Annotated in this window: 23 protein-coding genes; 15 read left to right on the forward strand and 8 right to left on the reverse strand. The window is 59.6% G+C overall.

The genetic code is table 11. The annotated features are described in order from the left end of the window. Positions 1-125 precede the first annotated feature (125 nt). Positions 126-1,496, reverse strand: coding sequence for an ethanolamine permease (gene eat, locus FQ187_RS01025; protein WP_149628078.1), 1,371 nt, complete (start codon positions 1,494-1,496; stop codon positions 126-128). 266 nt (positions 1,497-1,762) lie between these two features. After that, complete coding sequence (locus FQ187_RS01030; protein WP_038981365.1) at positions 1,763-3,283, reverse strand: aldehyde dehydrogenase family protein; 1,521 nt, start codon at positions 3,281-3,283, stop codon at positions 1,763-1,765. A 300-nt stretch (positions 3,284-3,583) separates the two neighbouring features. Between FQ187_RS01030 and FQ187_RS01035 the strand changes: the two genes are divergently transcribed. Continuing rightward, positions 3,584-5,497, forward strand: a complete 1,914-nt coding sequence (locus tag FQ187_RS01035) for a sigma-54-dependent Fis family transcriptional regulator (protein ID WP_149628079.1) — start codon at positions 3,584-3,586, stop codon at positions 5,495-5,497. Positions 5,498-5,533: 36 nt separating this feature from the next. Here FQ187_RS01035 and FQ187_RS01040 read toward each other — a convergent pair whose 3' ends face one another. Next, on the reverse strand, positions 5,534-6,682 hold the full coding sequence (locus tag FQ187_RS01040; RefSeq protein WP_149628080.1) for a J domain-containing protein: 1,149 nt from the start codon (positions 6,680-6,682) through the stop codon (positions 5,534-5,536). Positions 6,683-6,881: 199 nt separating this feature from the next. On the opposite strand from FQ187_RS01040, the gene mpl reads away from it, so the two are divergent. The 3 genes from mpl to FQ187_RS01055 are packed head-to-tail and all read left to right on the forward strand — an operon-like array spanning position 6,882 to position 9,137. Next, positions 6,882-8,231, forward strand: coding sequence for a UDP-N-acetylmuramate:L-alanyl-gamma-D-glutamyl-meso-diaminopimelate ligase (gene mpl / locus FQ187_RS01045; RefSeq protein WP_149628081.1), 1,350 nt, complete (start codon positions 6,882-6,884; stop codon positions 8,229-8,231). Continuing rightward, positions 8,228-8,860, forward strand: coding sequence for a flavin prenyltransferase UbiX (gene ubiX, locus FQ187_RS01050; RefSeq protein ID WP_008152788.1), 633 nt, complete (start codon positions 8,228-8,230; stop codon positions 8,858-8,860). The genes mpl and ubiX overlap by 4 nt, the downstream gene beginning before the upstream one ends. Then, on the forward strand, positions 8,853-9,137 hold the full coding sequence (locus tag FQ187_RS01055) for a YceK/YidQ family lipoprotein (protein ID WP_129440870.1): 285 nt from the start codon (positions 8,853-8,855) through the stop codon (positions 9,135-9,137). Before ubiX ends, FQ187_RS01055 begins: the two co-directional genes overlap by 8 nt. A 54-nt stretch (positions 9,138-9,191) precedes the next feature. On the opposite strand, the gene FQ187_RS01060 is transcribed toward FQ187_RS01055, so the two are convergent. The 3 genes from FQ187_RS01060 to FQ187_RS01070 all read right to left on the reverse strand — a co-directional run bounded on the left by FQ187_RS01060 (position 9,192) and on the right by FQ187_RS01070 (position 12,148). Beyond that, positions 9,192-9,833 (reverse strand): oxidoreductase, encoded by a 642-nt coding sequence (locus tag FQ187_RS01060; protein WP_129440872.1) that lies wholly within the window; start codon positions 9,831-9,833, stop codon positions 9,192-9,194. A 27-nt stretch (positions 9,834-9,860) separates the two neighbouring features. Then, positions 9,861-11,579 carry a C13 family peptidase gene (locus FQ187_RS01065; protein ID WP_149628082.1) on the reverse strand — a complete coding sequence of 573 codons (1,719 nt, stop codon included), beginning with the start codon at positions 11,577-11,579 and terminating at the stop codon, positions 9,861-9,863. Positions 11,580-11,692: 113 nt separating this feature from the next. Next, positions 11,693-12,148, reverse strand: coding sequence for a MaoC family dehydratase (locus tag FQ187_RS01070; RefSeq protein WP_123367685.1), 456 nt, complete (start codon positions 12,146-12,148; stop codon positions 11,693-11,695). Positions 12,149-12,329: 181 nt separating this feature from the next. Between FQ187_RS01070 and FQ187_RS01075 the strand changes: the two genes are divergently transcribed. The 5 genes from FQ187_RS01075 (at position 12,330) to FQ187_RS01095 (ending at position 14,997) form a co-directional block, all read left to right on the forward strand. Then, complete coding sequence (locus tag FQ187_RS01075) at positions 12,330-12,692, forward strand: CidA/LrgA family protein (protein ID WP_046048699.1); 363 nt, start codon at positions 12,330-12,332, stop codon at positions 12,690-12,692. Further along, positions 12,689-13,405 (forward strand): LrgB family protein, encoded by a 717-nt coding sequence (locus FQ187_RS01080; protein WP_149628083.1) that lies wholly within the window; start codon positions 12,689-12,691, stop codon positions 13,403-13,405. The genes FQ187_RS01075 and FQ187_RS01080 overlap by 4 nt, the downstream gene beginning before the upstream one ends. 10 nt (positions 13,406-13,415) lie before the next feature. Continuing rightward, the gene (locus tag FQ187_RS01085) at positions 13,416-14,006 is read left to right on the forward strand and encodes an LON peptidase substrate-binding domain-containing protein (protein WP_149628084.1); all 591 of its coding nucleotides are present in this window, start codon (positions 13,416-13,418) and stop codon (positions 14,004-14,006) included. Continuing rightward, on the forward strand, positions 14,007-14,321 hold the full coding sequence (locus FQ187_RS30210) for a hypothetical protein (RefSeq protein ID WP_256667259.1): 315 nt from the start codon (positions 14,007-14,009) through the stop codon (positions 14,319-14,321). A gap of 100 nt (positions 14,322-14,421) precedes the next feature. Next, on the forward strand, positions 14,422-14,997 hold the full coding sequence (locus tag FQ187_RS01095; protein ID WP_149628085.1) for a hypothetical protein: 576 nt from the start codon (positions 14,422-14,424) through the stop codon (positions 14,995-14,997). Between the two features lie 48 nt (positions 14,998-15,045). Here the strand turns inward: FQ187_RS01095 and FQ187_RS01100 are convergent, their stop codons facing one another. Together FQ187_RS01100 and FQ187_RS01105 are read right to left on the reverse strand one after the other, a co-directional pair. Beyond that, positions 15,046-16,362: a bifunctional DedA family/phosphatase PAP2 family protein gene (locus tag FQ187_RS01100; protein WP_149628086.1), complete on the reverse strand. Its 1,317-nt coding sequence runs from the start codon at positions 16,360-16,362 to the stop codon at positions 15,046-15,048. Between the two features lie 44 nt (positions 16,363-16,406). Next, entirely contained in the window at positions 16,407-17,102 is a 696-nt protein-coding gene (locus FQ187_RS01105; protein WP_149628087.1) for a DNA-3-methyladenine glycosylase, read from the reverse strand. Positions 17,103-17,279: 177 nt separating this feature from the next. Between FQ187_RS01105 and FQ187_RS01110 the strand changes: the two genes are divergently transcribed. From FQ187_RS01110 to rodA, 6 genes are all read left to right on the forward strand, one after another. Then, positions 17,280-18,551, forward strand: a complete 1,272-nt coding sequence (locus FQ187_RS01110; RefSeq protein ID WP_149628088.1) for a glutamate-5-semialdehyde dehydrogenase — start codon at positions 17,280-17,282, stop codon at positions 18,549-18,551. Between the two features lies 1 nt (position 18,552). Next, positions 18,553-19,242, forward strand: a complete 690-nt coding sequence (gene nadD, locus FQ187_RS01115; protein WP_256667260.1) for a nicotinate-nucleotide adenylyltransferase — start codon at positions 18,553-18,555, stop codon at positions 19,240-19,242. 72 nt (positions 19,243-19,314) lie between these two features. Beyond that, the gene (gene rsfS, locus FQ187_RS01120; RefSeq protein ID WP_033054148.1) at positions 19,315-19,809 is read left to right on the forward strand and encodes a ribosome silencing factor; all 495 of its coding nucleotides are present in this window, start codon (positions 19,315-19,317) and stop codon (positions 19,807-19,809) included. Between the two features lie 9 nt (positions 19,810-19,818). Next, positions 19,819-20,286: a 23S rRNA (pseudouridine(1915)-N(3))-methyltransferase RlmH gene (gene rlmH / locus FQ187_RS01125; RefSeq protein WP_007937439.1), complete on the forward strand. Its 468-nt coding sequence runs from the start codon at positions 19,819-19,821 to the stop codon at positions 20,284-20,286. A gap of 10 nt (positions 20,287-20,296) precedes the next feature. After that, positions 20,297-22,192 (forward strand): penicillin-binding protein 2, encoded by a 1,896-nt coding sequence (gene mrdA / locus FQ187_RS01130; protein WP_149628090.1) that lies wholly within the window; start codon positions 20,297-20,299, stop codon positions 22,190-22,192. A 31-nt stretch (positions 22,193-22,223) separates the two neighbouring features. Beyond that, on the forward strand, positions 22,224-23,327 hold the full coding sequence (gene rodA / locus FQ187_RS01135) for a rod shape-determining protein RodA (protein ID WP_046055582.1): 1,104 nt from the start codon (positions 22,224-22,226) through the stop codon (positions 23,325-23,327). Positions 23,328-23,339 lie beyond the last annotated feature (12 nt).

Raw genomic sequence — 23,339 nt, forward strand, 5'->3', positions numbered from 1 at the left:
CGGTGTGTCATCCAGTACATGTGTCGGATGACACACCGCCTTCGCGAGCAAGCCCGCTCCCACACTGGATCTGCGTGCACTTCAATATGGCAGGCGCCGGGCAACAGGCCCGGCGCCGGTGCAACTCAGACGCCTTCGAGCATCGCGTCAGCCGGCGCATCGAAGCGCTGCTTGGCGGTCAATTGGAAATACAAGTAACCGACAGCCATAAACCCGAGGAACACACACCCGATCAGTGTGTTGAACCAGGCCATCGCCACCAGGCACACCACCGCCAGAAACAGCGCAATACCCGGCACGATCGGATAACCCGGCGCGCGGAAGGTGCGTTCAAGGTTCGGCTCGGTTTTACGCAGTTTGAACAGGCTCAGCATACTGATGATGTACATCACGATGGCACCGAATACCGACATGGTGATCATCGCTGCCGTCAGGGTCATGCCTTGCAGGTTGACCAGGCCGTCGCTGTAGATTGCTGCGATGCCGATCACGCCGCCAGCCAGGATCGCCCGGTGCGGAGTCTGAAAGCGCGAGAGCTTGGCCAGCGAACGAGGCAGATAACCGGCGCGAGCCAGGGCGAAGAACTGCCGCGAGTAGCCAAGAATGATCCCGTGAAAGCTTGCTACTAGCCCGAACAGGCCAATCCACACCAGCATGTGCATCCAGCTCGAATTGTTGCCGACCACGGCTTTCATTGCCTGAGGCAACGGATCGTTGATGTTCGACAGTTGACGCCAGTCGCCAACGCCGCCCGCCATCACCATCACGCCGATGGCCAGGAACACCAAGGTCAGAATGCCACTGACGTAAGCCTTGGGAATCGTGCGCTTCGGGTCCTTGGCTTCTTCGGCCGCCATCGCCGCGCCTTCAATCGCAAGGAAAAACCAGATCGCAAAGGGGATCGCCGCAAAGATGCCAGGGATCGAGCCCATGGTGAACTCGTTGGCGCCCGACCAGCCGTTAAGCGCGAAATTACTGAAGCTGAAGCCCGGCGCAACGACGCCCATGAACACCAGTAACTCGGCAACCGCCAGCACGGTGACCACCAGTTCGAAAGTGGCGGCGATGCTGACGCCGAGAATATTGAGGCTCATGAACACAAAATAGGCGCCAACGGCGGCGATCTTGGGGTCCAGTTCCGGGTATTGCACGTTGAGGTAGGCGCCGATGGCCATGGCAATCGCCGGGGGCGCAAAGACGAATTCGATGAGGGTGGCGATGCCGGCGATCAGTCCGCCTTTCTCACCAAAGGCCCGCCGACTGTAGGCAAACGGCCCGCCCGCGTGGGGAATCGCGGTAGTCAATTCGGTGAAGCTAAAGATGAAACAGGTGTACATCGTCGCCACCATCAGTGCGGTGACGAGGAAACCCAGGGTCCCTGCGGTGCCCCAGCCATAACTCCAGCCGAAATACTCGCCGGAAATCACCAGGCCGACGGCAATTCCCCATAAATGCAGGGTGCCGAGTGTGGGTTTGAGCTGTGTAGTAGAAGTCATAAGTCCTCGCTGTCTTTTTTATTGTTTGATCTGTTGGACTTTCAGGTGCGACGTTTTCGTGCAGAACGGGCACGCAAAGCCCGTGCCAGAGCGGCAGGGCGATGTTCGGTGTTGTCGGTGAGGACGCCTTCGCGAGCAAGCCCGCTCCCACAGGGGGGTTGTGTGAGTCCACTGGAATGGGTCGACACAAGTCCACTGTGGGAGCGGGCTTGCTCGCGAAAGCTATGTGAAGGGCGACACAGGAATACCTGTCCCGCCCACGCTTTTTAGAAGAAGCCCAACGGATTAATGTCGTAGCTCACCAGCAGGTTTTTGGTCTGCTGATAGTGATCGAGCATCATTTTGTGGGTTTCACGACCGACGCCGGATTTTTTGTAGCCGCCGAACGCGGCATGCGCCGGGTACAGGTGGTAGCAGTTGGTCCACACACGACCGGCCTTGATGGCACGGCCCATGCGATAGGCGCGGTTGATGTCGCGGGTCCAGAGGCCGGCACCCAGGCCGAACTCGGTGTCGTTGGCGATGGCCAGGGCTTCGGCTTCGTCCTTGAACGTGGTGATGCTCACCACCGGGCCAAAGATTTCTTCCTGGAACACACGCATTTTGTTGGTACCCTTGAGCAGGGTCGGCTGGATGTAATACCCGGTCGCCAGGCTGCCCTCGAGTTTTTCCACTTTGCCGCCGGTCAGCAGCTCGGCGCCTTCGCCCTTGGCGATTTCCAGGTACGAAAGGATTTTGTCGAATTGCTGCTCGGACGCCTGGGCGCCGACCATGGTGTCGGTGTCCAGCGGGTCGCCACGTTTGATCGACAGGACTTTTTTCATCACGACTTTCATGAAGTCGTCGTAGATCGACTCTTGCACCAATGCGCGGGAAGGGCAGGTGCAGACTTCGCCCTGGTTGAAGAACGCCAGCACCAGGCCTTCGGCGGCTTTTTCGATGAAGGTCTCTTCGGCTTGCATGATGTCGGCGAAGAAGATGTTCGGCGACTTGCCACCCAGCTCCACGGTGGACGGAATGATGTTTTCGGCGGCGCATTTCATGATGTGCGAGCCGACCGGGGTCGAACCGGTGAAGGCAATCTTGGCGATGCGTTTGCTGGTGGCCAGTGCTTCGCCGGCTTCTTTGCCGAAGCCTTGCACCACGTTCAGCACGCCCGGCGGCAGCAGGTCGCCGATCAGTTCCATCAGCACGGTAATGCCCAGCGGCGTTTGCTCGGCAGGCTTGAGCACCACGCAGTTGCCGGCGGCCAGGGCCGGGGCGAGTTTCCAGGCGGCCATCAGGATCGGGAAGTTCCACGGGATGATCTGACCGACCACGCCCAATGGTTCATGGATGTGATAGGCCACGGTGTTGCCGTCGATCTCGGCGGCGCTGCCTTCCTGGGCGCGGATGCAACCGGCGAAGTAGCGGAAATGGTCGGCTGCCAGCGGGATGTCGGCGTTGAGGGTTTCACGCACGGCTTTGCCGTTGTCCCAGGATTCGGTGATCGCCAGGACTTCGAGGTTCTGTTCGATGCGGTCGGCGATTTTCAGCAGCACCAGCGAGCGAGCCTGGGCGGACGTGGCGCCCCAGGCATCGGCGGCCGCGTGGGCAGCGTCCAGGGCTTTTTCGATGTCTTCGGCCGTGGAGCGCGGGAATTCGGCAATCGGTTGGCCATTTACTGGCGAGGTATTGGTGAAGTACTGACCTTTAACAGGCGCGACGAACTCGCCGCCGATGTAGTTACCGTATTTGCTCTTGAACGAAACGATAGCGCCTTCAGTACCGGGGTGAGCGTAACGCATGGTGATTTCTCCTTGGCTTTTGTACTTATAAGAGAGCGCGCTTGTGCGCTTGTTATAAGCGTAGAGCAAAGGTCGGGCCATTGCCTTGCAGGTCAGGCAAATCAAGGCCTTACGCAGTTTTTGTCGGACCGGCGGACGCTGCCTGTGACGCTTTCGGTACGGTCCCCGTGACACTTTGTGCCGCTTTTGGCACAGCGTGTGACGGGTCGGTCTCGCCAGCATTGCAATGCGCCGATGGCAGGAGGATGCTGGGCGTCACCTCAAGCACGGGTCGCCGAGCCCCGGGGAGAACAATAAGAAATGCACGACAACCATTTGAGTCGCCATGCCCAGCAGGTCCTGACCGTCACTCAGGGAAAATCCCACCTGCACGGCCCCGGCAGCGATCCGTCGATTGCCCGTTCCTGGCTGCGCTGTCTTGAGGACTATCACCTCGACCCGGCCCTGGCTATGGCACCGACAGTGCTGGAACATGGCCGCGTCCTGGAAAGCCGCGAGCGCTTGCAGCAGGTGCTGCACATCGCCGGCAGCGAAATGACCAGCCTTCATCAGCAACTCTCCGGCGCCGGCCATGCGGTCTTGTTGACCGACGCCCGCGGCGTGATCCTCAATTGCGTCACCGCGCCTGCCGAGCGGAAGATTTTTGAACGCGCTGGTCTCTGGCTCGGGGCTGACTGGAGCGAAGCCTGCGAAGGTACCAACGGCATCGGCACCTGTCTGGTGGAGCGTCAGTCACTGACCATCCATCAGGACGAGCATTTTCGCGGCCGTCACACCGGCCTGACCTGCTCGGCGAGCCCGGTGTTCGACCCACACGGCGAACTGCTGGCGGTGCTCGATGTGTCCTCGGCGCGCCACGAGGTCTCGCGTCAGAGTCAATTCCACACCATGGCCCTGGTCAATCTTTCGGCGAAGATGATCGAGAGCTGCTATTTCCTGCGCTATTTCGACAATCAGTGGTTGCTGCGTTTTCACCTTCAGGCCGAATCCGTCGGGCTGTTCAGCGAAGGGTTACTGGCGTTTGACGGGGAGGGGCGGATCAGCGCGGTCAACCAAAGTGCGCTGAACCTGCTGGGGCATATTCGCGGTGGGCTGCTGGGCAAGCCGGTGGAGGCGTTTTTCGATTGCTCGCTGGATGAATTGCTCGGCCGCGCCAGCGTCAATGCCAGCGCCAGCTGGCCGTTGCGCACGCGCGACGGGCGGAGTCTGTTTGCGGTGTTGCGCGGGCAACCACGCAGCATTCCTGTGCCAGTGGTGCAAAGCCCGGTGATCGCCGAATCTTCGCGCTTGTCGGGCATTTGTCTGGGCGACGTGGGGTTGCAGGAAGCCTTCCGCAAATCCTTGCGCGTGTTCGAGCGGGACGTACCGCTACTGATCAACGGCGAAACCGGATCCGGCAAAGAAGCGTTTGCCAAAGCCGTCCATCAGGCCAGCCAGCGAGCAGAAAAAGCTTTCGTTGCCCTCAACTGCGCAGCCATCCCCGAAAGCCTGATCGAGAGCGAACTGTTTGGTTATCGCGGCGGCAGCTTTACTGGCGCGCGCAAGGAAGGCATGCGCGGCAAGTTGCAGCAGGCCGATGGCGGGACCTTGTTCCTCGATGAGATCGGCGACATGCCCCTGGCCTTGCAGACCCGGCTTTTAAGGGTGCTGGAAGATCGTCAGGTGGTGCCGATCGGCGGCGAACCGGAGTCGGTCAATGTGCGGATCATCAGCGCCACTCACCGCAATCTGCTGGAGCGGGTGCAGGACGGCAGCTTCCGCGAAGATTTGTATTACCGGCTCAACGGGCTGGAAGTTGCACTGCCGGCGTTGCGTGATCGCAGTGACAAGTCTCAGTTGCTCGACTTTTTGCTGGCCGAAGAAGCGGGCGGGGAAACCGTATTGATCGACGGTCCGGCACGCCAGGCGTTGCTGGCCTTCGTCTGGCCGGGGAACGTGCGGCAGTTGCGTAATGTGCTGCGCACGTTGGCGGCGTTGTGCGATGGCGGACGGATTGGCCTTGAGGATTTGCCGACGATGATTCGTCAGGCTCGGCCGCTACCGGTCGCGGCCCCTGAACAGCCGTCGGAGCATCCGCTGGAGGATGCCGAGCGGCTGGCGCTGCTTAATGCCCTGGAGGAACAGCGCTGGCACATGACGCACACCGCCGAGCAACTGGGCGTCAGTCGCAACACCCTTTATAGAAAGTTGCGCAAGCATGGGATTGCTCGTTAAGAAGTGTGAAGTTGAGTCAAGCCCAATGACCGATATTCAGCGGAAAAACGTATCCGGGAACTCATCGAACAGGTCCGTTTCAAGGTCCATGGCGTCCATAGCCTTCTGATACTTCTGAAACTCCCTTTGCTCCTTGAGCCAGGCTTTCAAAATTTTGGGGTCCTTCAGTTCTTCGCGCAGGCCGTTCAGCTCTTCTGTGTCGTTAATTAGCATGTCGAGCTGATATTGGTACTTGCCAGCCAGGTTTTTGGGTGTCACCTCATCGAACGGATCGAGCTGGAATTGCTGTTTGAACGCCAGCTCCTTTTCGAACACTTCGTCTTGCAGCTTTCCGAGTTGCTCGGACAATACCTGGTTGTAATGTTTAAGCCGATCAGCGGGAAGTGCATCAAGGGTGTCTGCGCTGATGTGCTCGATTTCCAATTGCAGTTGCAGCAGATCAAGCAGGTTCCGTTCGCCATAGGCGTGGTTGACTCGTTGCATCAGCACGGTTTTGCGTTCGCGCTCCTCGGGGTCTGTTTCTCGGTCGGGGTGCAGGGCACTGGCCAGCTTGCGATAAATCTCGCGCACAGATTGACTGGCTTGGGCGGCGTCTGCTTCCTGGCGCAGATGGCTTGCGGTTTTTTTGCCGGTGCTTTGCTGCTGCTGCGCCGTTTGCTCGGCCCACAGGCGCTCGTGCATTTTTTGCGCAATTTCCTCAGCAGATAACGTGTCGATATCGTCGCCCAGATCAACGCCGAATATCTCTTGCAATCCCTGTTTCAATAACTCGTCGTCTTCACTCGCGTCGGCATCGAAGTCACGACCGCTGTGCTTGTTGTACAGCGCTTTCAAGGTGGCTTTATCTTCATCGGTGTAGTTGCCGCTATCGATCAACGACAAGGTCTGGGCGCAAATCTCCTGAATCAACGTGTGGCGATCGGTTTTCGAGAGTTTGATCCGTTCGCTGAGTTCATCCAGAACCTGCACAAGCTCAAGCGAGCGTTGACTAAATGTGTGGAACTGAGGAATGAACTCCTCGCGCCAGCGTTCAATATATAAAGGGGTGGCGGTTTCCCATGCCAGGAGCGTCTGGCGCTGTTTTTCGATTTTTTTGACAAGTCCGTTGAATTTCCGCTGCCCGGCGGACAGTTTTTTCGTGCTTGAGCCAGGCGTGATGCTGAGTTGAGACGTCTTGTTATTCATGAGCAGTTTCCGAGCAGTCATCCAGGAGGTAAGGGCCGTATTATCAAGGAAAACCTTGCCGTACTACGCTGTCGCACAGCGTGGGCCGATTCTGAATGTCGAGTAGCATAATGGGAAGTCATCGTCGGCCAGTCTAAACACAAGGTGCGATTTCCCCCACCCTACGCTAACCTGCGGCCATGTTTTACGAGGTCGACTAATGCACATTCACATTCTTGGTATCTGCGGCACTTTCATGGGTTCGATGGCGGTTCTGGCCAAAGAGCTGGGCCATCACGTGACGGGCTCCGATGCCAACGTCTATCCGCCGATGAGCACTCAGCTGGAGGCTCAGGGTATTGAGTTGACCCAAGGCTATGACCCGGCGCAGCTCGATCCGGCACCGGATCTGGTGGTGATCGGCAATGCCATGTCCCGCGGCAACCCGGCTGTCGAATACGTGCTGAACAAAGGCTTGCCGTACGTCTCCGGCCCGCAATGGCTGGCGGATCACGTGCTGCAAGGTCGATGGGTGCTGGCCGTCGCCGGTACCCACGGCAAAACCACCACCAGCAGCATGCTCGCCTGGGTGTTGGAACACGCGGGCATGAGCCCGGGTTTCCTGATCGGCGGTGTGCCGCAAAACTTCTCGGTGTCCGCTCGCTTGGGTGGTACACCGTTCTTCGTGATCGAAGCCGACGAGTACGACAGCGCGTTCTTCGACAAGCGCTCCAAGTTCGTTCACTACCGCCCGCGCACGGCGATCCTGAACAACCTGGAATACGATCACGCCGACATCTTCCCCGATCTGCCAGCCATCGAGCGGCAATTCCACCATTTGGTGCGGACCATCCCGAGCGAAGGCCTGGTGATCCATCCGACCACCGAGCCTGCGTTGCAGCGTGTGATCGAGATGGGCTGCTGGACGCCGGTGCAAACCACCGGTGCCGGCGGTCAGTGGCAGGTCAAGCTGCTCAGCGAAGACGGTTCGAAGTTTGAAGTGATGTTCGAAGGTGTTGCCCAAGGTGTGGTCGAGTGGGACATGACCGGTCAGCACAACGTCGCCAACGCCCTGGCCACGTTGGCTGCGGCGCGCCACGTCGGTGTTGTGCCGTCCATGGGCATCGCTGCGCTGAGCGCATTCAAAAGCGTCAAGCGCCGGATGGAGAAAGTCGCGGAGGTCCGTGGCATTACCATCTATGACGACTTCGCTCACCATCCGACGGCTATTGCGACGACCCTCGACGGTCTGCGCAAGCGCATCGGCGATGCCCCGTTGATTGCGATCATCGAGCCGCGCTCCAACTCCATGAAGCTCGGTGCTCACCGCGACGGCTTGCCGGAAAGCGTGGTCGATGCCGATCAGGTGATCTGGTATGCGCCGGCCAACCTCGGTTGGGATCTGGGGGCGACTGCTGCATTGTGTACGGTGCCGTCGATCGTCAGCGATTCGCTGGAAGGTATCATCGAGCGTGTGAAGAGCCAGGCCCAGCCCGGCACTCACGTGGTGATCATGAGCAATGGCGGCTTCGGCGGCCTGCACTCCAAACTCGCCGAGGCGCTGCAATGAACAACGGCCCGGAGCGCATCACGCTGGCGATGACCGGCGCTTCGGGCGCCCAATATGGTTTGCGCCTGCTTGACTGCCTGATTCGCGAAGACCGCGAGGTGCACTTCCTGATCTCCAAGGCTGCGCAACTGGTGATGGCCACCGAGACTGACGTGACGTTGCCGCCGAAAACCCAGATGATGCAGGCCTTCCTCACCGAATACACTGGCGCTGCCGCCGGGCAAATTCGGGTGTACGGCAAGGAAGACTGGATGTCGCCGGTCGCCTCGGGCTCCGGCGCGCCGGCGGCGATGGTGGTGGTGCCGTGTTCCACCGGGACCTTGTCCGCTATTGCGACGGGGGCTTGCAACAACCTGATCGAGCGTGCCGCCGACGTCACCTTGAAGGAGCGTCGTCAGCTGATTCTGGTGCCGCGTGAGGCGCCGTATTCGAGCATCCATCTGGAGAACATGCTCAAGTTGTCGAACATGGGCGTGACGATTTTGCCGGCGTCGCCAGGCTTTTATCATCAGCCGCAAACCATCGACGACTTGATCGATTTTGTCGTGGCGCGAATTCTCAATCTGCTGAACATTCCCCAGGACATGCTGCCGCGTTGGGGCGAACACCATCTGACCAGCGATGAATAAGCTATTGGCAATTGTGCTGGCGCTGCAATTGGCTGGCTGCGCCACGGCGCGAACGCTTGATGCCGCCAAGCCCGGAGCGCCGGTGGTGTATTCGGGGACGCGTCTGGATTTGTATGCCATGAACGGCGGTTGCTGCGCCATGGACCACTTCGGCGCCGAAGCCCCGAGCTATCCGGGCATCGACCTGCCGGCCAGTGCGTTGCTCGACACGCTGCTGTTGCCGCTGTCGGTGCTTACGGTGATCGGGGTAAGTTTTCAGGCGACGGGCGGGTTGTAGCGTTCGGCTACGAATCGGAGTCGTGCCCTTCGCGAGCAAGCCAGACGATGAAGATTACTTGCCTAACTTGCGCAACTCATCCGACTCCACAATCCGCACCCCATCCTGCTCTTCCAGCGCCAGTCGCCACATGGCGCGGGCCAGTTGGCAGGCTTCGATGCCGCGGTATTTGCCCGGGATCAAGCGGGACAAGGGCCCGACGAATTGCTCAGCCATACGCGGTTCCATGCGCTCGCCCAGCAGCAGCGAAGGTCGACAAATGGTCAGTTGCGGCCAGTCCTGTGCGCGCAATGCATATTCCATCTCGCCTTTGACCCGATTGTAGAAAATAGACGACCTCCGATCGGCCCCCAGGGCACTGATCACGATCAGGTGCCGTGCGCCCATCTCCCGTGCACGTTTGGCGAACGCCACCACCATGTCCAGGTCCACCGCGCGAAACGCCTGCTCCGAGCCGGCCTGTTTGATGGTGGTGCCGAGGCAGCAGTAGGCGATGTCGACGCGACCGCTCAGTTGCGGCAGAAACACCGCCGGGTCGCCGACCGGGTTTTCCAGATGGGGATGCTCGGCCAATGGCCGGCGTGAGGGCGCCAATACTCTTGAGATCGTGGGCTCATTGAGCAGGCGATCAAGTAAATGTTCACCGGTCAAGCCGGTAGCTCCGGCAAGCAATACGTGCTGAGGCGTCAAGTACATAGTGTTTCCCCCTTGATACTATTCAGCTTAGTTGCTCTTTGCGTCCTTGCTGCTGATAGAGACACTTTGCAACGCCTTTCGTGCCTGCTGCTTGCGTAACAGCTGCCAGTGAGAGAGAACGGTTTTCGGCGCCCAGATCTGCGGTTCAGAGGCTTCGAAGCTGTCCGCCAGTTCGCGCTCGGCGACGGTGGCCTTGGCCAGTTTGAAGGCTTGCTCCAGGTCGTCGGTCTGGTTCAGTGCCTGGGCGAACAGCGCATCGCCGAAGTAGGTGAAGTTGGCTTCTTCCGAGCAGCCGAAGGACACGCGGTCAGCGCGCGAGGCGGTCATGATCAGGGTGCGTTCATCCTTGAGCGCCGGAATGAAGCCACCGGAGTAGCAGGATGAAATCACGATGATCTTGTCGCGGTTTTTCAGCGGTGCGAGAACCGCGGCGAGTTCGTCGGCCGGTAGATCGGACAGTTCCATGCGCGGCTGGTCGAGCACCAGTTCGTGTTCGCTGGTGCCGTGGCTGGTCATGTAAATGAAGATCAAGTCTTCCGGGCCACTGCGTTCGGCCAGGGTGGCGGCGGCGCGGCGCAGGTTTTCCCGGGTGGCCATCGGCCGGTCGACAAGGTGGTCGCGATGGTTCACCAGACGGATCTGGCCAAACGCACCAAAGCGGCTGCTGAGCATATTGCTGACGTAATCGGATTCGCGCAGGAACACGCTTTGCTTGCCGTCACCGCCCAGTGTCAGGGTGTACAACTCGACTGCCGGGGTCGAAGCCGGCACGTTGGAGAGTGCATCGTCGAGCAAACGGCCCTGGGCCAGCAAACCGAGTTCCAGGCTATCGGGCAGCAGCTTGCCATTGGCATCGCGAACACGCTGGCCATTAATCCACGTACCGCTTTGCACTGTGCCGTCAGTCAGCACCAGGGTGCCGTGCCCCGAGTAACTGTCACCGTCGAATTGACCAATGTAGAAGCTGCCGTCGGACAGGTTCAATCGACCTTGGCCGGAAAAGCGCCAGTCACTGAACTGACCGATGTAATGGCTGCCGTCGGCGCCGATCAACTCGCCCTTGCCGTTCAGCGATCCTTCCTTGAATTGACCGAGCCAGACATCACCGTCGGCGTTCTCGTAGCGGCCCTTGCCGTGCAGTTGGTTGTTCTTGAAGCCGCCGACATAGATATCGCCATCGGCGCTGTTGAAAGTCCCGTTGCCTTCAAGCTGACCGTCGACGAAATGCCCGGTGAACTGATTGCCGCTGGCGTCGCCCCGTTGGCCTTCGCCGTTGGGTTTGCCGTGAGCGAACTGGCCCTGATACGAGCTGCCGTCTCCGAGTTCGAGACGACCGAGCCCTGAATATTGATCGGCCTTGAATTCACCGCGGTAGGTCATACCGTTTTCTTTGAGGGTGCCTTCACCGTCCCGTCGACCGGCTTTGAAACTGCCGGTGAAGCTGCTGCCGCTGGTGGTCAGTGTGCCCTTGCCGTCGAACAGCCCTAGATTGAATCCCCCGCGATAGACTTCGCCGTTGCTGCCGTGCCATTCGCCCTGGCCATGCCATTGGCCCTTGTCGAAGTCGCCGGCGTACCAGCTGCCGTTCGGGTAATCGATACGGCCCTGGCCTTGCAGCAATCCGTTGACCAGTTCACCGCGATAGCGTCCGCCGTCCGGCAACCGGGCGTCGGGGGGCAACAGCGATTCGCCGTCGCCGCAAGCGGTGAGCAATAGGGTCAGAGCGAGGAGTGCAAGTGGGCGCATAGCGGGATCCGGGCAATTAGGCGACCGAGTATGCCGCAGCTCTATGACCTTATATAGCCGGGAAAACAGGAGAGGGCGCGAAACAGCGTGAGCTGCTTCGCATCCGGGATGGGTTACACGAAGCAGAGAGACAGTGGCTCGGCGATGTAGGCCGGTTTGTCCGAGCCTTCGATCTCAAGCGTGGCGGTGGCCTTGAGCAGCCATTGGCCGGGTTTCTTCTCGATGACTTCGTTCATGTCGACCTTGAGTCGTACCCTGGAATTGACCTTCACTGGCTGGATGAAACGCACGGTATCCAAGCCGTAGTTGACCACCATCTTCGCCCCTTCAGGGAGGATCAGGATGTCTTCCATCAGTTTGGGGATCAGCGACAGCGACAGGAAACCGTGTGCAATGGTGCTGCCAAATGGCGTTTGCGCGGCTTTGACCGGGTCGACGTGGATGAACTGATAGTCCCCAGTGGCTTCGGCGAACAGGTTGATGCGCTCCTGATCGATGGTGAGCCATTCGGAACGTCCGAGTTCCTTGCCGACATAATCTTTGAGCTCTGCAACTGGAACATAGGGCATTGAGACTCTCCTTGGGTTCATCGCTTTTATAGTTTTGAGGTGGGGGGATTTGACCTCCCGGATTACCACTTTAGATCAACATGGCAAATGGCTCCGGTCAACTGACCATGATTTTGGCGAATGCCGGTCTATAGCGTTGACGTGCTTATAATGCCGAGCGCGAATTTGCGGGAGATGACGGATGTTGTTACGTGGCCTGACCTGGCTGGTGCTGTTCCAATTGTTGGGCACAGCCATCAACCACTTGTTTTTACCGGTGCTGCCGGGACCGATTGTCGGCCTGCTGTTGCTGCTGGTGTTCCTGATCAGCCGTGGCCAGGTCGGCGAACCGCTGAGCCTCGCGGCCAGCAGTCTGCTGCGTTACCTGCCGTTATTGCTGGTGCCGCCAGCCGTGGGTGTGATGGTTTATGCCAAAGACATTGCCGCAGATTTTTGGGCCATCGTCGGCGCGCTGGTGTTGTCACTGTTGCTGTCCCTGGCCTTCGCTGGCGTGCTGATGCAGCGCATGGTCAAGCGTCACGCTCATCGTGAGGATGGCCAATGATCTTCGACGGGCACGGCGCCTGGGCATCGGTGATTCATCATCCGTTGTTCGGTATCGGTATTACGCTGGGGGCTTATCAGTTGGTGCTGGCGGCGTTCGAGAAAACCCGCTGGATCTTTCTGCAACCGGTGCTGGTCTCGATGCTGCTGGTGATTGGCGTACTGGTGGGTTGCGGCCTGACCTATGCCGAGTACCGCAAGAGCACCGAGATTCTCAGCATCCTGCTCGGGCCGGCGACCGTGGCGCTGGCTGTACCGCTGTACCTCAATCTGCGACGCATTCGGCAGTTGTTCTGGCCGATATTTACTACGCTGGTGATAGGTGGCGTCGTCGCCACCGGCATGGGTGTATTGCTGGGCTGGTCGTTTGGTGCCGAACACATGATCCTGATGACCATGGCGCCGAAGTCGGTGACGTCGCCGATTGCCATGCTGGTGGCAGAGCAGATCGGTGGCGTTGCGGCGCTGGCGGCAGTGTTCGTATTGATCACCGGGGTGATCGGGGCGATCTTCGGGCCGAGCCTTTTGACCAGGCTGGGAGTGCACAGCCCTGAGGCGCGTGGCATGGCGCTGGGTATGACGGCGCACGCGGTCGGCACGGCGGTGGCGATGCAGGAAAGTGAAGAATGCGGCGCCTTCGCGGCGCTGGCGATGAGTCTGATGGGCGTGGCCACGGCAGTTTTCCTGCCGTTGGCGGTGTCGATGGTGGTGTAAGGAAATGTCTATGAGCTTGCCGCTTTTTCCGCTGAACACGGTGTTGTTTCCTGGCTGTATCCTCGATTTGCAGATCTTCGAGGCGCGCTACCTGGACATGATCAGTCGCTGCATGAAACAGGGCGGCGGCTTCGGCGTGGTGTGCATCCTCGACGGCGAAGAAGTCGGCATTGCCCCGTTGGGTTACGCGCTGGTCGGATGCGAGGCGCTGATCACTGATTTCAAACAGCAGGACAATGGCTTGCTGGGCATTCGGGTGCAGGGCGGACGGCGTTTCCACGTGCTGCGCACCGAGATTCAGCGCGATCAGCTGACTGTCGCCGAGGTCGAGTGGCTGGAGGACGAACCTGAGCAACCGCTGCAGGACGAGGACGCCGACCTGGTTGCACTGCTCAAAGCCTTGGCCGAACACCCGATGGTCGAAGCGTTGAACATGGGCACCGAGGCGACGGGGCAACAGTCGCTGGCCAATCAATTGGCGTACCTGCTGCCGTTTGCCGAAGTGGACAAGATCGACCTGCTGCAACTCGATGATCCGCAGCAGCGACTGGATGCGATTCAGGCGCTGCTGGATGAGTTGCAGGGGGAGTTATTTGCTTAGTTGTACTTTGTATTAACTTGGTTTGTCTGCCAGCATTGTTTTGATTTTGTCTTTGTCTTAATTTCAAGTTGCCCACAAGGAGTGGGTGGCCTGATTAATGATAAGGATGGAATTATGATTGTTTATGAAGATGAAGGGGCGTTCTGGGACGATATTGCTGGCAAGTATATTTTGAAACATGCAGCGGTCGATCATAACGTCGATAAGGTGATAGGCGCTGCGGGCGTTTATGCTGACTTGATGGTGCTTGAGCGCCGTAAGCGCAAACGCGTAAAACCTCCTGTTAAAGATGTGCCCGTGGCTGCGGTAGCTTAGGCCGTCTTTTTATATTTCGTCGATTTTCTTGTTTTCAGAGTTCCCGGCTGAATGGGCGGGCATTAAATAATATCGAGTTTGATAAAATGCAGGTGGTTTTATGTCTCTGGATAATAACAAAGCATTTACAGCTAATCTTTACCTCAATGGTCTGCCCTTGGTGCTCAATCAACAGCGTCTGAAGCTACGGCTGCGAGACCCACGGATCACCAGGCGCGAGCAGTTGGATGTCGAAGTCGCCCTGGCCGACATTGGCGGCTCGAGTTTTGTTACGTTGGCCGATCATGAAGATGACAAGCCCTTGTTACTGAAATTTGTTCCGCACGGTGAAAACTATGTTGTCACCGCCGTTCTGCGGGGCATTTATGAAGGATGGCGGTTGAGAATAGAAGGCGGTACGCATCATTTGTCCGTGAGTGATAACGCTCCGTCCGATTATTTTTCGATCAGTAAGGATGTTGTGTCAAAAGTCGGACTAGCAGATCTTGCCCCTGGCCCTTCTTATGTGCGTCTTGTGAGCGAGACAAATAAAAAAGCTTTATATCGTGCCGAGAAGGAAGGGAAGATACATTTCAAAAATGTAGATCCGAATGTTACGGGGCATCCTGCTTTTAATGGTGCGCCTGCCACTTTCGTACTCAAGATTATTGATAAGCCCACTGGGGTGGAAGAATGAATTCGCGCCATTCATTCGTGCAATGAATGGCGCGTTTTATCGGCATCTTTAATACGCATACCGCAACATCGCATTCGGCAAATGCCGCAACGCAAAGAAACCGAACAGCGCCACCAGCGCCGGCAACACCAGCCACCAGACCTTCGGTGGCATGGCGTTTAGCGGCGCCGGGCGCTGATTCAGCCACAAGCTCGCCGCACACACGCACGCTGCCAGCATCGCGCCGGCCAGCACATCTGTTGGCCAGTGCGCGCCGAGGTACACCCGCGACAGGGCAATCGCCAGTGCCGGCAAGCAACCCAATAGCAGCCAGGTCAGGCGCATGCGCGGCGGTTGTCCGCGGCCGGCCAGCACGGCCAGCGTCAGAAACAGCGCAAAAGAACCCGAGGCGTGGCCGCTGGGCATGCTGTAGCTGGTCAGAGGATCGCTCAACACTTCCGGGCGTACACGGGCGAAAAAGTGTTTGGTCACGGTGTTGCCCAGCGCGGTGCACAGCAGGGTGCTACCGGCGAAAATCGCCTGGCGCCATTGTCGGGTGAGCAACAGCAAACCCGTCAGGAGGGCGCTGAACACCAGCATGTTGCGGAATTCGCCGATCAGCGTGAACGTGACCGCCACTTCATCGAGCAGCGGGCTGCGTTGTTCCTGCACCAGGGTCATCACGCCCTGATCGAGGGCGGTCAGGTACGGGTAGCCGATAAACAGTCCCGCCAAAATCAGGAAGCTCATTCCAGTAATCAGCATCGTCGCTTTGCGATGACGGCGCATGCTGCTGGTGATGCTCAAGCCCACCATGACGGCGATGCTGCCGGCGACGATGCCGGCCTCAGGCCAGAAACCCTCTGGCAACGGCAAGCGAATTGCCGCCCCGGTGGCCCAGCCGGGCAGCAGGTATGCGACGCTCCAGCCAGCGGCGGCCAGCAGGCTGACGGCTGCGAAGCGCGGGAAGGGCATGTCGAACATCCCCGCGACCATCGGCAACATCGGCCGCAGCGGGCCGATGAAGCGCCCGACCAGCAGGCTGGCGATGCCGTAGCGCTGGAAATACGCCTCGGCCCCGGCGATCCATTCCGGATGATGGCGCAACCCTGGCAGGCGCCGGATGTTCTGATGGAAATGTCGCCCGAGGAAGTACGAAATGATGTCGCCCAGCACGCCGCCGAGAAACCCCAGCAACAGCGTTTCGCCCAGCGACAGCGCGCCGCTGCCGGCCAGTACCGCCACGGCAAACAGCAGCACCGTGCCGGGCACGATCAGCCCGGCAATCGCCAGGCATTCCACGCAGGCCACTATGAACACCGCCGCGGCCAGCCATTGCGGGTTGACCGTCAACCAACTGGTCACGCTATCGAGCCATGGGCCCATAAAAACAACTCCCTCTTATTAATTGACCCCCGCAGGGGTTGTACTCACAGCAAAAAATAATCGCGACCTTCGACTTGCCCCCGCCGCAAGGGGTTGCGCGTGCAATACGGCGCGTAAGCCGCATCGACGAAGCGGTACATCAAATGCTCATCGCGCCCATGGGGAATGCCCAAACGCGTGGTTTGTATGATGTGAACGGGCGCCGGGCCGACATCTTCCACCAGCAGCACTTCATGGTCGAAGCGCTTGGCGTCCCAGACCGGCACCTTCAGGCCCAGCGCCTTGCAAAGCAAAGTCTGTCCGGCGCAAAGCTCTTGCGAGGGGCGAGGGCGGCCCTGGGCGTCGGGATTGTTCAACAGCATCTGCGCCAGGCTCGCCGGCCCGCTCAAGTCATCGACCCACGGATAGGCGGATTTGATCAGCACAGCATTGCCCGGCCCCTGGGCGCTGAAGTTCAGGGAGTCGCCGCCACGGGCGTAATACATATAGATGTGGCCGCCATCCAGAAACAAAGCCTTACGTTTTTCTGTGTAGCCGAGGGAGGCGTGGCTGCCTTTTTCTTCGCAGTAATAGGCTTCGGTCTCGATAATCCGGGCGCTGAGCCACAGGTCGCCGACCCGGTGACGGATGACTTTGCCGAGTAAATCCCGCGCCAGCGTTTGGGCGTCTCTGTCGAAAAATGCATCCTCGAGCCCCTTGGGCAGGCTCGTCGCGGACGTGCGAACAGTCAGGTTGGTCATGATGAACGGCGTTTATCAGGGCTGATTGAGTCGCGATGATAACAATTTGCAGCTTAATCACGGCTGAACGTCGGCAAATTGCCCTCCATTTCGACCATCCGCCCGTCACCGCTGTTAGTCGGGAGACGTGACAGCTATAATCTGCCGCTTTCCTCTTTGCCAAGACCACAGCAGACAATGACTGAGTCCGTTCTTGACTACATGACCCGCTTGGGTCGCGCTGCCCGCGAAGCTTCTCGCGTCATCGGCCGTGCCAGCACCGCGCAGAAAAACCGCGCCTTGCAGGCTGCTGCCAATGCGTTGGACGCCGCACGCGCCGAGCTGACGGCTGCCAATGAACTGGATTTGGCCGCTGGCCGTGCCAATGGTCTTGAACCTGCATTGCTTGAGCGTCTGGCGCTGACCCCGGAACGCATCGACGGCATGATCGTCGGTTTGCGTCAGGTAGCGGCTCTGCCGGACCCGGTCGGCGCGATCCGCGACATGAGCTTTCGCCCGTCGGGTATTCAGGTCGGCAAGATGCGCGTGCCGTTGGGCGTGATCGGGATCATCTACGAATCCCGGCCGAACGTGACCATCGATGCTGCCAGCCTGTGCCTGAAGTCCGGCAACGCGACCATCCTGCGCGGCGGCTCCGAGGCGATTCATTCCAATCGTGCCATTGCCGCCTGCATCCAGCGCGGTCTGGCCGAAGCCGATTTGCCTGCCGCCGTGGTGCAAGTGGTCGAAACCACCGATCGCGCCGCCGTTGGCGCACTGATCACCATGCCTGAATACGTCGACGTTATCGTGCCCCGCGGCGGCCGTGGCCTGATCGAACGTGTTAGCCGTGATGCCCGCGTGCCGGTGATCAAGCATCTGGACGGCATCTGTCACGTTTACGTCAGTGCTCACGCCAACCTGCCGAAAGCCCAGCGCATCGCGTTCAACGCCAAGACTTACCGATATGGCATCTGCGGTGCGATGGAAACCCTGCTGGTGGACCAATCGGTCGCCAAGGATTTCCTGCCATCGATGGCTGCACAGCTCCGCGAAAAAGGCGTCGAGCTGCGCGGTTGCGAACGCACCCGGGCGATCATCGAGGCTGTTGCCGCTAGCGAAGAAGACTGGAACACCGAGTACCTGGCGCCGATTCTCTCGATCCGTGTGGTTGACGGGCTGGACCAGGCCATCGATCACATTAATAAGTACGGCTCCCATCACACCGATTCGATCGTCAGCGAAAACCTTGCTGACACCCGGCGTTTCGTCGCGGAAGTCGATTCATCGTCGGTCATGATCAACACCCCGACGTGCTTCGCCGATGGCTTTGAATACGGATTGGGTGCCGAGATTGGCATTTCTACTGATAAGCTGCACGCCCGCGGCCCGGTGGGCCTCGAAGGTCTGACCTGCGAGAAGTACATCGTGGTCGGGGATGGCCAGTTGCGCGGCCAGGCGTCGGACTGACTTGGGCGACCTCGGCCTGTCAGCCCCGGACACCGCCAGTGAGCCTGCGCCTCGACGCATCGGTATGCTGGGCGGGACCTTCGACCCGGTGCACATCGGCCATTTGCGCAGTGCGCTGGAAGTCGCCGAATCGCTGGCGCTCGATGAGCTGCGTCTGACACCCAGTGCCAGACCGCCTCATCGCGGTACGCCGCAGGTATCGGCGAAAGACCGTCTGGCGATGGTCGAGTGCGCGGTGGCCGGTGTGGCGCCGTTGGTGGTGGACGCCCGCGAACTGCAGCGGGACAAACCGTCCTACACCATCGACACCCTGGAACTGATGCGCGCTGAACTGGCCGCTGAAGACCAGGTTTTTCTACTTTTGGGCTGGGACGCATTTTGCGGCCTGCCCACTTGGCACCGCTGGGAAGAGTTGCTCCAGCATTGCCACATCCTGGTGCTGCAACGCCCGGATGCCGACAGCGAACCGCCGGATGCCTTGCGCAATCTGTTGGCGGCACGCTCGGTGAGCGACCCGCTGGCCCTCAAAGGGCCGAGCGGACAGATTGCATTCGTCTGGCAGACGCCGCTCGCGGTATCCGCCACCCAGATCCGTCAACTGCTGGCCAGCGGTAAGTCGGTACGTTTCCTGGTGCCCGACGCGGTCCTGGCCTACATCGATGCGCACGGTCTCTACCGTGCGTCGAACTGAAAAAGGGAGCGCTTCAAGGCACGTGATCACGTGTAACGAAGCGCCCGAACATACGAGCAAAACGAGTTTTATATGACGAACAAAGACGTAACTAAAGTAAAGCGCAAAGGCACGTTCAAGAGCGCCCCGCTGCCAGTAGAGGTTCCAACCGGCCCTGAGCTGCGCGGCGAAGAGCTGGTCAAGGTTGCCGTAGCGGCCCTGGAAGACGTGAAGGGCCAGGATATCCAGGTCATCGACGTTCGTGAAAAGCAGAGCATCACTGACTTCATGATCATCGCGACCGGTACTTCGAACCGTCAGATCGGCGCGATGCTGGACAAGGTCCGCGAAGCGGTCAAAGCCCTGGGCGTCAAGCCGTTGGGTGAAGAAGGCAAGGGCGACAGCGACTGGGTCCTGCTGGATATGGATGACGTCATCGTGCACATGATGACCGCTTCGGCTCGTCAGTTTTACGACCTGGAGCGTCTGTGGTCCGGTGCAGAACAGAGCCGTGCTCTGAACGCGGCTCACCACAGCCCGGAAAACACCCATGAGCACTTCGTCAAGCTCAACAAAGACCAGCAATAAGGGACCGCTGTGCGACTGCGACTGATCGCCGTCGGTTCACGCATGCCCAAGTGGGTGGAAGAAGGCTGGCATGAATATGCCAAGCGTCTTCCGTCCGAGCTGGCGCTGGAACTGGTGGAAATACCGCTCAACACCCGTGGCAAGAACGCCGACGTGGCGCGCTTCATCCGTCAGGAAGGCGAAGCCATGCTGGCCAAGGTCGGGCCGAACGAGCGCGTTGTGACCCTCGAAGTCCACGGCAAGCCCTGGAGCACCGAGCAGCTGGCGGTCGAGCTCGATCGCTGGCGGCTGGACTCGCGCACGGTGAATTTCATGGTCGGCGGCCCCGAAGGGCTGGCGCCGGAAGTCTGTGCCCGGGCCGATCAGCGCTGGTCGCTCTCGCCGTTGACGTTGCCGCACCCGCTGGTGCGAATCCTGATCGGCGAACAGCTGTATCGTGCCTGGACAGTCCTGTCCGGCCACCCTTACCACAAGTAGTTCTGCCCTCATGCCCCAGCCGATCCGCATCAAGGACCACGAAAAAGACGCCCGTCTGGTGCGTGGCCGCGTCGTGTTCGGGGCAATTGCGGTGGTGTCGCTGATCTGTGTGCTGATCGCGCGTCTGTATTTCCTCCAGGTGATTCAGTACGAGTACCACTCGACCCTGTCGGAAAACAACCGCGTCCATGTGCAGCCGATTCCGCCAACGCGCGGGCTGATTTTCGACCGCAATGGCGTGGTGGTGGCGGATAACCGGCCCAGCTTCAGCCTGAGCATGACCCGCGAGCGTTCCGGCGACTGGCAGCAAGTGCTCGACGTCATTGTCGAAGTGCTGGAGCTGACGCCCGAGGATCGGGTGATCTTCGAGAAGCGCATGCGTCAGGGGCGTCGGCCGTTCGAGCCGGTGCCGATCCTGTTCGAGCTGACCGAAGAACAGATCGCCCGCATCGCGGTGAACCAGTTCCGTCTGCCGGGCGTGGAAGTGGTCGCGCAGCTGGTTCGTCACTATCCGCAGGGCGCGCACTTTGCGCACTCGGTGGGATATATGGGGCGGATCAACGAGAAAGAGCTCAAGTCTCTGGACCCGGTGAGTTACAGCGGCACCCATCAAATTGGCAAGACCGGCATCGAGCGCTTCTACGAGCCGGAATTGCACGGTCAGGTCGGTTACGAAGAAGTCGAGACCAACGCCCGTGGCCGCGTGCTGCGGGTACTCAAACGTACCGAACCGATTTCCGGCAAGGACATCGTCCTGAGCCTGGACATCAAATTGCAGGAAGCGGCCGAAGCTGCACTCGGCGGTCGCCGTGGCGCAGTGGTGGCGCTGGACCCGAAAACCGGCGAAGTCCTGGCGATGGTCAGTCAGCCGAGTTTTGACCCGAATCTGTTCGTTACCGGCATCAGCTTCAAGGCCTATGCCGAGCTGCGCGATTCCATCGACCGGCCACTGTTCAACCGCGTGTTGCGTGGTCTGTACCCGCCGGGCTCGACCATCAAACCGGCGGTAGCGATTGCCGGTCTTGATTCGGGCGTGGTCAACGCATCGACTCGGGTGTATGACCCCGGCTATTACCAGTTGCCCAGCTACGATCACAAATACCGTAACTGGAACCGTACCGGTGACGGCTACGTCGATCTGGACACGGCGATCATGCGGTCCAACGACACCTACTTCTACGACCTGGCCCACAAACTGGGAATCGATCGCTTGTCGGCGTACTTGAGCAAGTTCGGCATCGGCCAGAAGGTATCGCTGGACATGTTCGAAGAGTCGCCGGGGCTGATGCCTACACGTGAGTGGAAGCGTGCAACCCGGCGCCAGGCCTGGTTCCCGGGCGAAACGCTGATTCTGGGGATTGGTCAGGGCTACATGCAATCAACGCCATTGCAACTGGCCCAGGCCACGGCGCTGGTCGCGAACAAGGGTGTCTGGAACCGTCCGCACCTGGCCAAGACCGTCGAAGGCGAGCGACCGAAGGATGAAAACCCGATGCCGGACATCATTCTGCGCGACCCGTCCGACTGGACCAAGGTCAACCACGGCATGCAGCAGGTAATGCACGGTGCCCGTGGTACCGCGCGCAAGGCATCGATTGGCGCTCAATACCGGATTGCCGGCAAAAGTGGTACAGCCCAGGTCGTCGCGATCAAGCAGGGCGAGAAGTACGACCGCTCCAAGGTTCAGGAGCGCCATCGCGACCACGCCTTGTTCGTCGGCTTCGCACCAGCCGACAACCCGCAAATCGTGGTGTCGGTGATGGTCGAGAACGGCGAGTCCGGCTCCGGCGTCGCAGCGCCCATGGTGCGTCAAATCATGGACGCCTGGCTTCTGGACCAGGACGGTCGGTTGAAGGCCGAATACGCCAGCCCTATCAGTGCGGAGGCTACGGCCCGTGAAGAGTAATTTCGATCGCATCCTCTCCAGCGAGGATGTGATGCGTCGCCGCGCGACGCTGTTGCAACGCATGCACATTGATGGCCCGTTGCTGATCCTGCTGCTGACCCTCGCTGCCGGCAGCCTGTTCGTGCTGTATTCGGCCAGCGGCAAGAGCTGGGATCTGCTGGCCAAGCAGGCCACCTCGTTCGGAATCGGCCTGGTGTCGATGATCGTCATCGCCCAATTCGAGCCGCGCTTCATGGCCCGTTGGGTGCCAGTCGGTTATGTCCTCGGCGTGCTGTTGCTGGTGGTGGTGGATGTCATGGGCCACAACGCCATGGGCGCCACACGCTGGATCAACATTCCCGGGGTGATCCGCTTCCAGCCCTCGGAGTTCATGAAGATCCTGATGCCGGCGACCATCGCCTGGTATCTGTCCAAGCGCACCTTGCCGCCGCAGCTCAAGCATGTGGGTGTCAGTCTGTTTCTGATCGGCTTGCCGTTTATCCTGATCGTGCGTCAGCCCGATCTTGGCACTTCGCTGCTAATCCTCGCCGGTGGCGCTTTCGTGTTGTTCATGGGCGGCTTGCGCTGGCGCTGGATCATCAGCGTAATCGCCGCCGCCGTGCCGGTGGCCGTCGCGATGTGGTTCTTCATCATGCACGACTACCAGAAACAGCGAATCCTGACCTTCCTCGATCCGGAAAGCGATCCGTTGGGCACTGGCTGGAACATCATTCAATCGAAAGCAGCCATCGGTTCCGGCGGTGTGTTCGGCAAGGGCTGGTTGCTCGGCACCCAGTCGCACCTGGACTTCCTGCCGGAAAGCCACACCGACTTCATTATTGCGGTCATGGGCGAAGAATTCGGCCTGGTGGGTATCTGCGCACTGCTGCTGATTTACCTGCTGTTGATCGGTCGCGGACTGGTGATTACCGCTCAGGCCCAGACATTGTTCGGGAAATTGCTCGCGGGCAGCCTGACCATGACGTTTTTTGTTTACGTTTTCGTCAACATCGGTATGGTCAGTGGCCTGTTGCCGGTTGTGGGGGTGCCGTTGCCGTTCATTAGCTACGGAGGAACTTCGCTGGTGACGCTGCTGTCAGCGTTTGGGGTTTTGATGTCGATCCATACCCATCGTAAGTGGATCGCTCAGGTTTGAATAAGGTGAAGA

Origin of the sequence: Pseudomonas sp. ANT_J28, assembly GCF_008370005.1 — a bacterium.
Lineage (GTDB): Bacteria > Pseudomonadota > Gammaproteobacteria > Pseudomonadales > Pseudomonadaceae > Aquipseudomonas > Aquipseudomonas frigoris.

Bases quoted from the DNA above. Each gene is read 5' to 3' on its own strand.
- FQ187_RS01035 (WP_149628079.1), top strand. From the start codon at position 3,584: ATGCACGACAACCATTTGAGTCGCCATGCCCAGCAGGTCCTGACCGTC.
- FQ187_RS01065 (WP_149628082.1), bottom strand. From the start codon at position 11,579: ATGCGCCCACTTGCACTCCTCGCTCTGACCCTATTGCTCACCGCTTGC.
- FQ187_RS01080 (WP_149628083.1), top strand. From the start codon at position 12,689: ATGATCTTCGACGGGCACGGCGCCTGGGCATCGGTGATTCATCATCCG.
- FQ187_RS01075 (WP_046048699.1), top strand. From the start codon at position 12,330: ATGTTGTTACGTGGCCTGACCTGGCTGGTGCTGTTCCAATTGTTGGGC.
- rsfS (WP_033054148.1), top strand. From the start codon at position 19,315: ATGACGAACAAAGACGTAACTAAAGTAAAGCGCAAAGGCACGTTCAAG.
- ubiX (WP_008152788.1), top strand. From the start codon at position 8,228: ATGAACAACGGCCCGGAGCGCATCACGCTGGCGATGACCGGCGCTTCG.
- FQ187_RS01040 (WP_149628080.1), bottom strand. From the start codon at position 6,682: ATGAATAACAAGACGTCTCAACTCAGCATCACGCCTGGCTCAAGCACG.
- FQ187_RS01085 (WP_149628084.1), top strand. From the start codon at position 13,416: ATGAGCTTGCCGCTTTTTCCGCTGAACACGGTGTTGTTTCCTGGCTGT.
- FQ187_RS01095 (WP_149628085.1), top strand. From the start codon at position 14,422: ATGTCTCTGGATAATAACAAAGCATTTACAGCTAATCTTTACCTCAAT.
- FQ187_RS01070 (WP_123367685.1), bottom strand. From the start codon at position 12,148: ATGCCCTATGTTCCAGTTGCAGAGCTCAAAGATTATGTCGGCAAGGAA.
- mpl (WP_149628081.1), top strand. From the start codon at position 6,882: ATGCACATTCACATTCTTGGTATCTGCGGCACTTTCATGGGTTCGATG.
- FQ187_RS01060 (WP_129440872.1), bottom strand. From the start codon at position 9,833: ATGTACTTGACGCCTCAGCACGTATTGCTTGCCGGAGCTACCGGCTTG.
- FQ187_RS01110 (WP_149628088.1), top strand. From the start codon at position 17,280: ATGACTGAGTCCGTTCTTGACTACATGACCCGCTTGGGTCGCGCTGCC.
- eat (WP_149628078.1), bottom strand. From the start codon at position 1,496: ATGACTTCTACTACACAGCTCAAACCCACACTCGGCACCCTGCATTTA.
- mrdA (WP_149628090.1), top strand. From the start codon at position 20,297: ATGCCCCAGCCGATCCGCATCAAGGACCACGAAAAAGACGCCCGTCTG.
- rodA (WP_046055582.1), top strand. From the start codon at position 22,224: ATGCGTCGCCGCGCGACGCTGTTGCAACGCATGCACATTGATGGCCCG.
- FQ187_RS01055 (WP_129440870.1), top strand. From the start codon at position 8,853: ATGAATAAGCTATTGGCAATTGTGCTGGCGCTGCAATTGGCTGGCTGC.
- FQ187_RS01105 (WP_149628087.1), bottom strand. From the start codon at position 17,102: ATGACCAACCTGACTGTTCGCACGTCCGCGACGAGCCTGCCCAAGGGG.
- FQ187_RS01100 (WP_149628086.1), bottom strand. From the start codon at position 16,362: ATGGGCCCATGGCTCGATAGCGTGACCAGTTGGTTGACGGTCAACCCG.
- FQ187_RS01030 (WP_038981365.1), bottom strand. From the start codon at position 3,283: ATGCGTTACGCTCACCCCGGTACTGAAGGCGCTATCGTTTCGTTCAAG.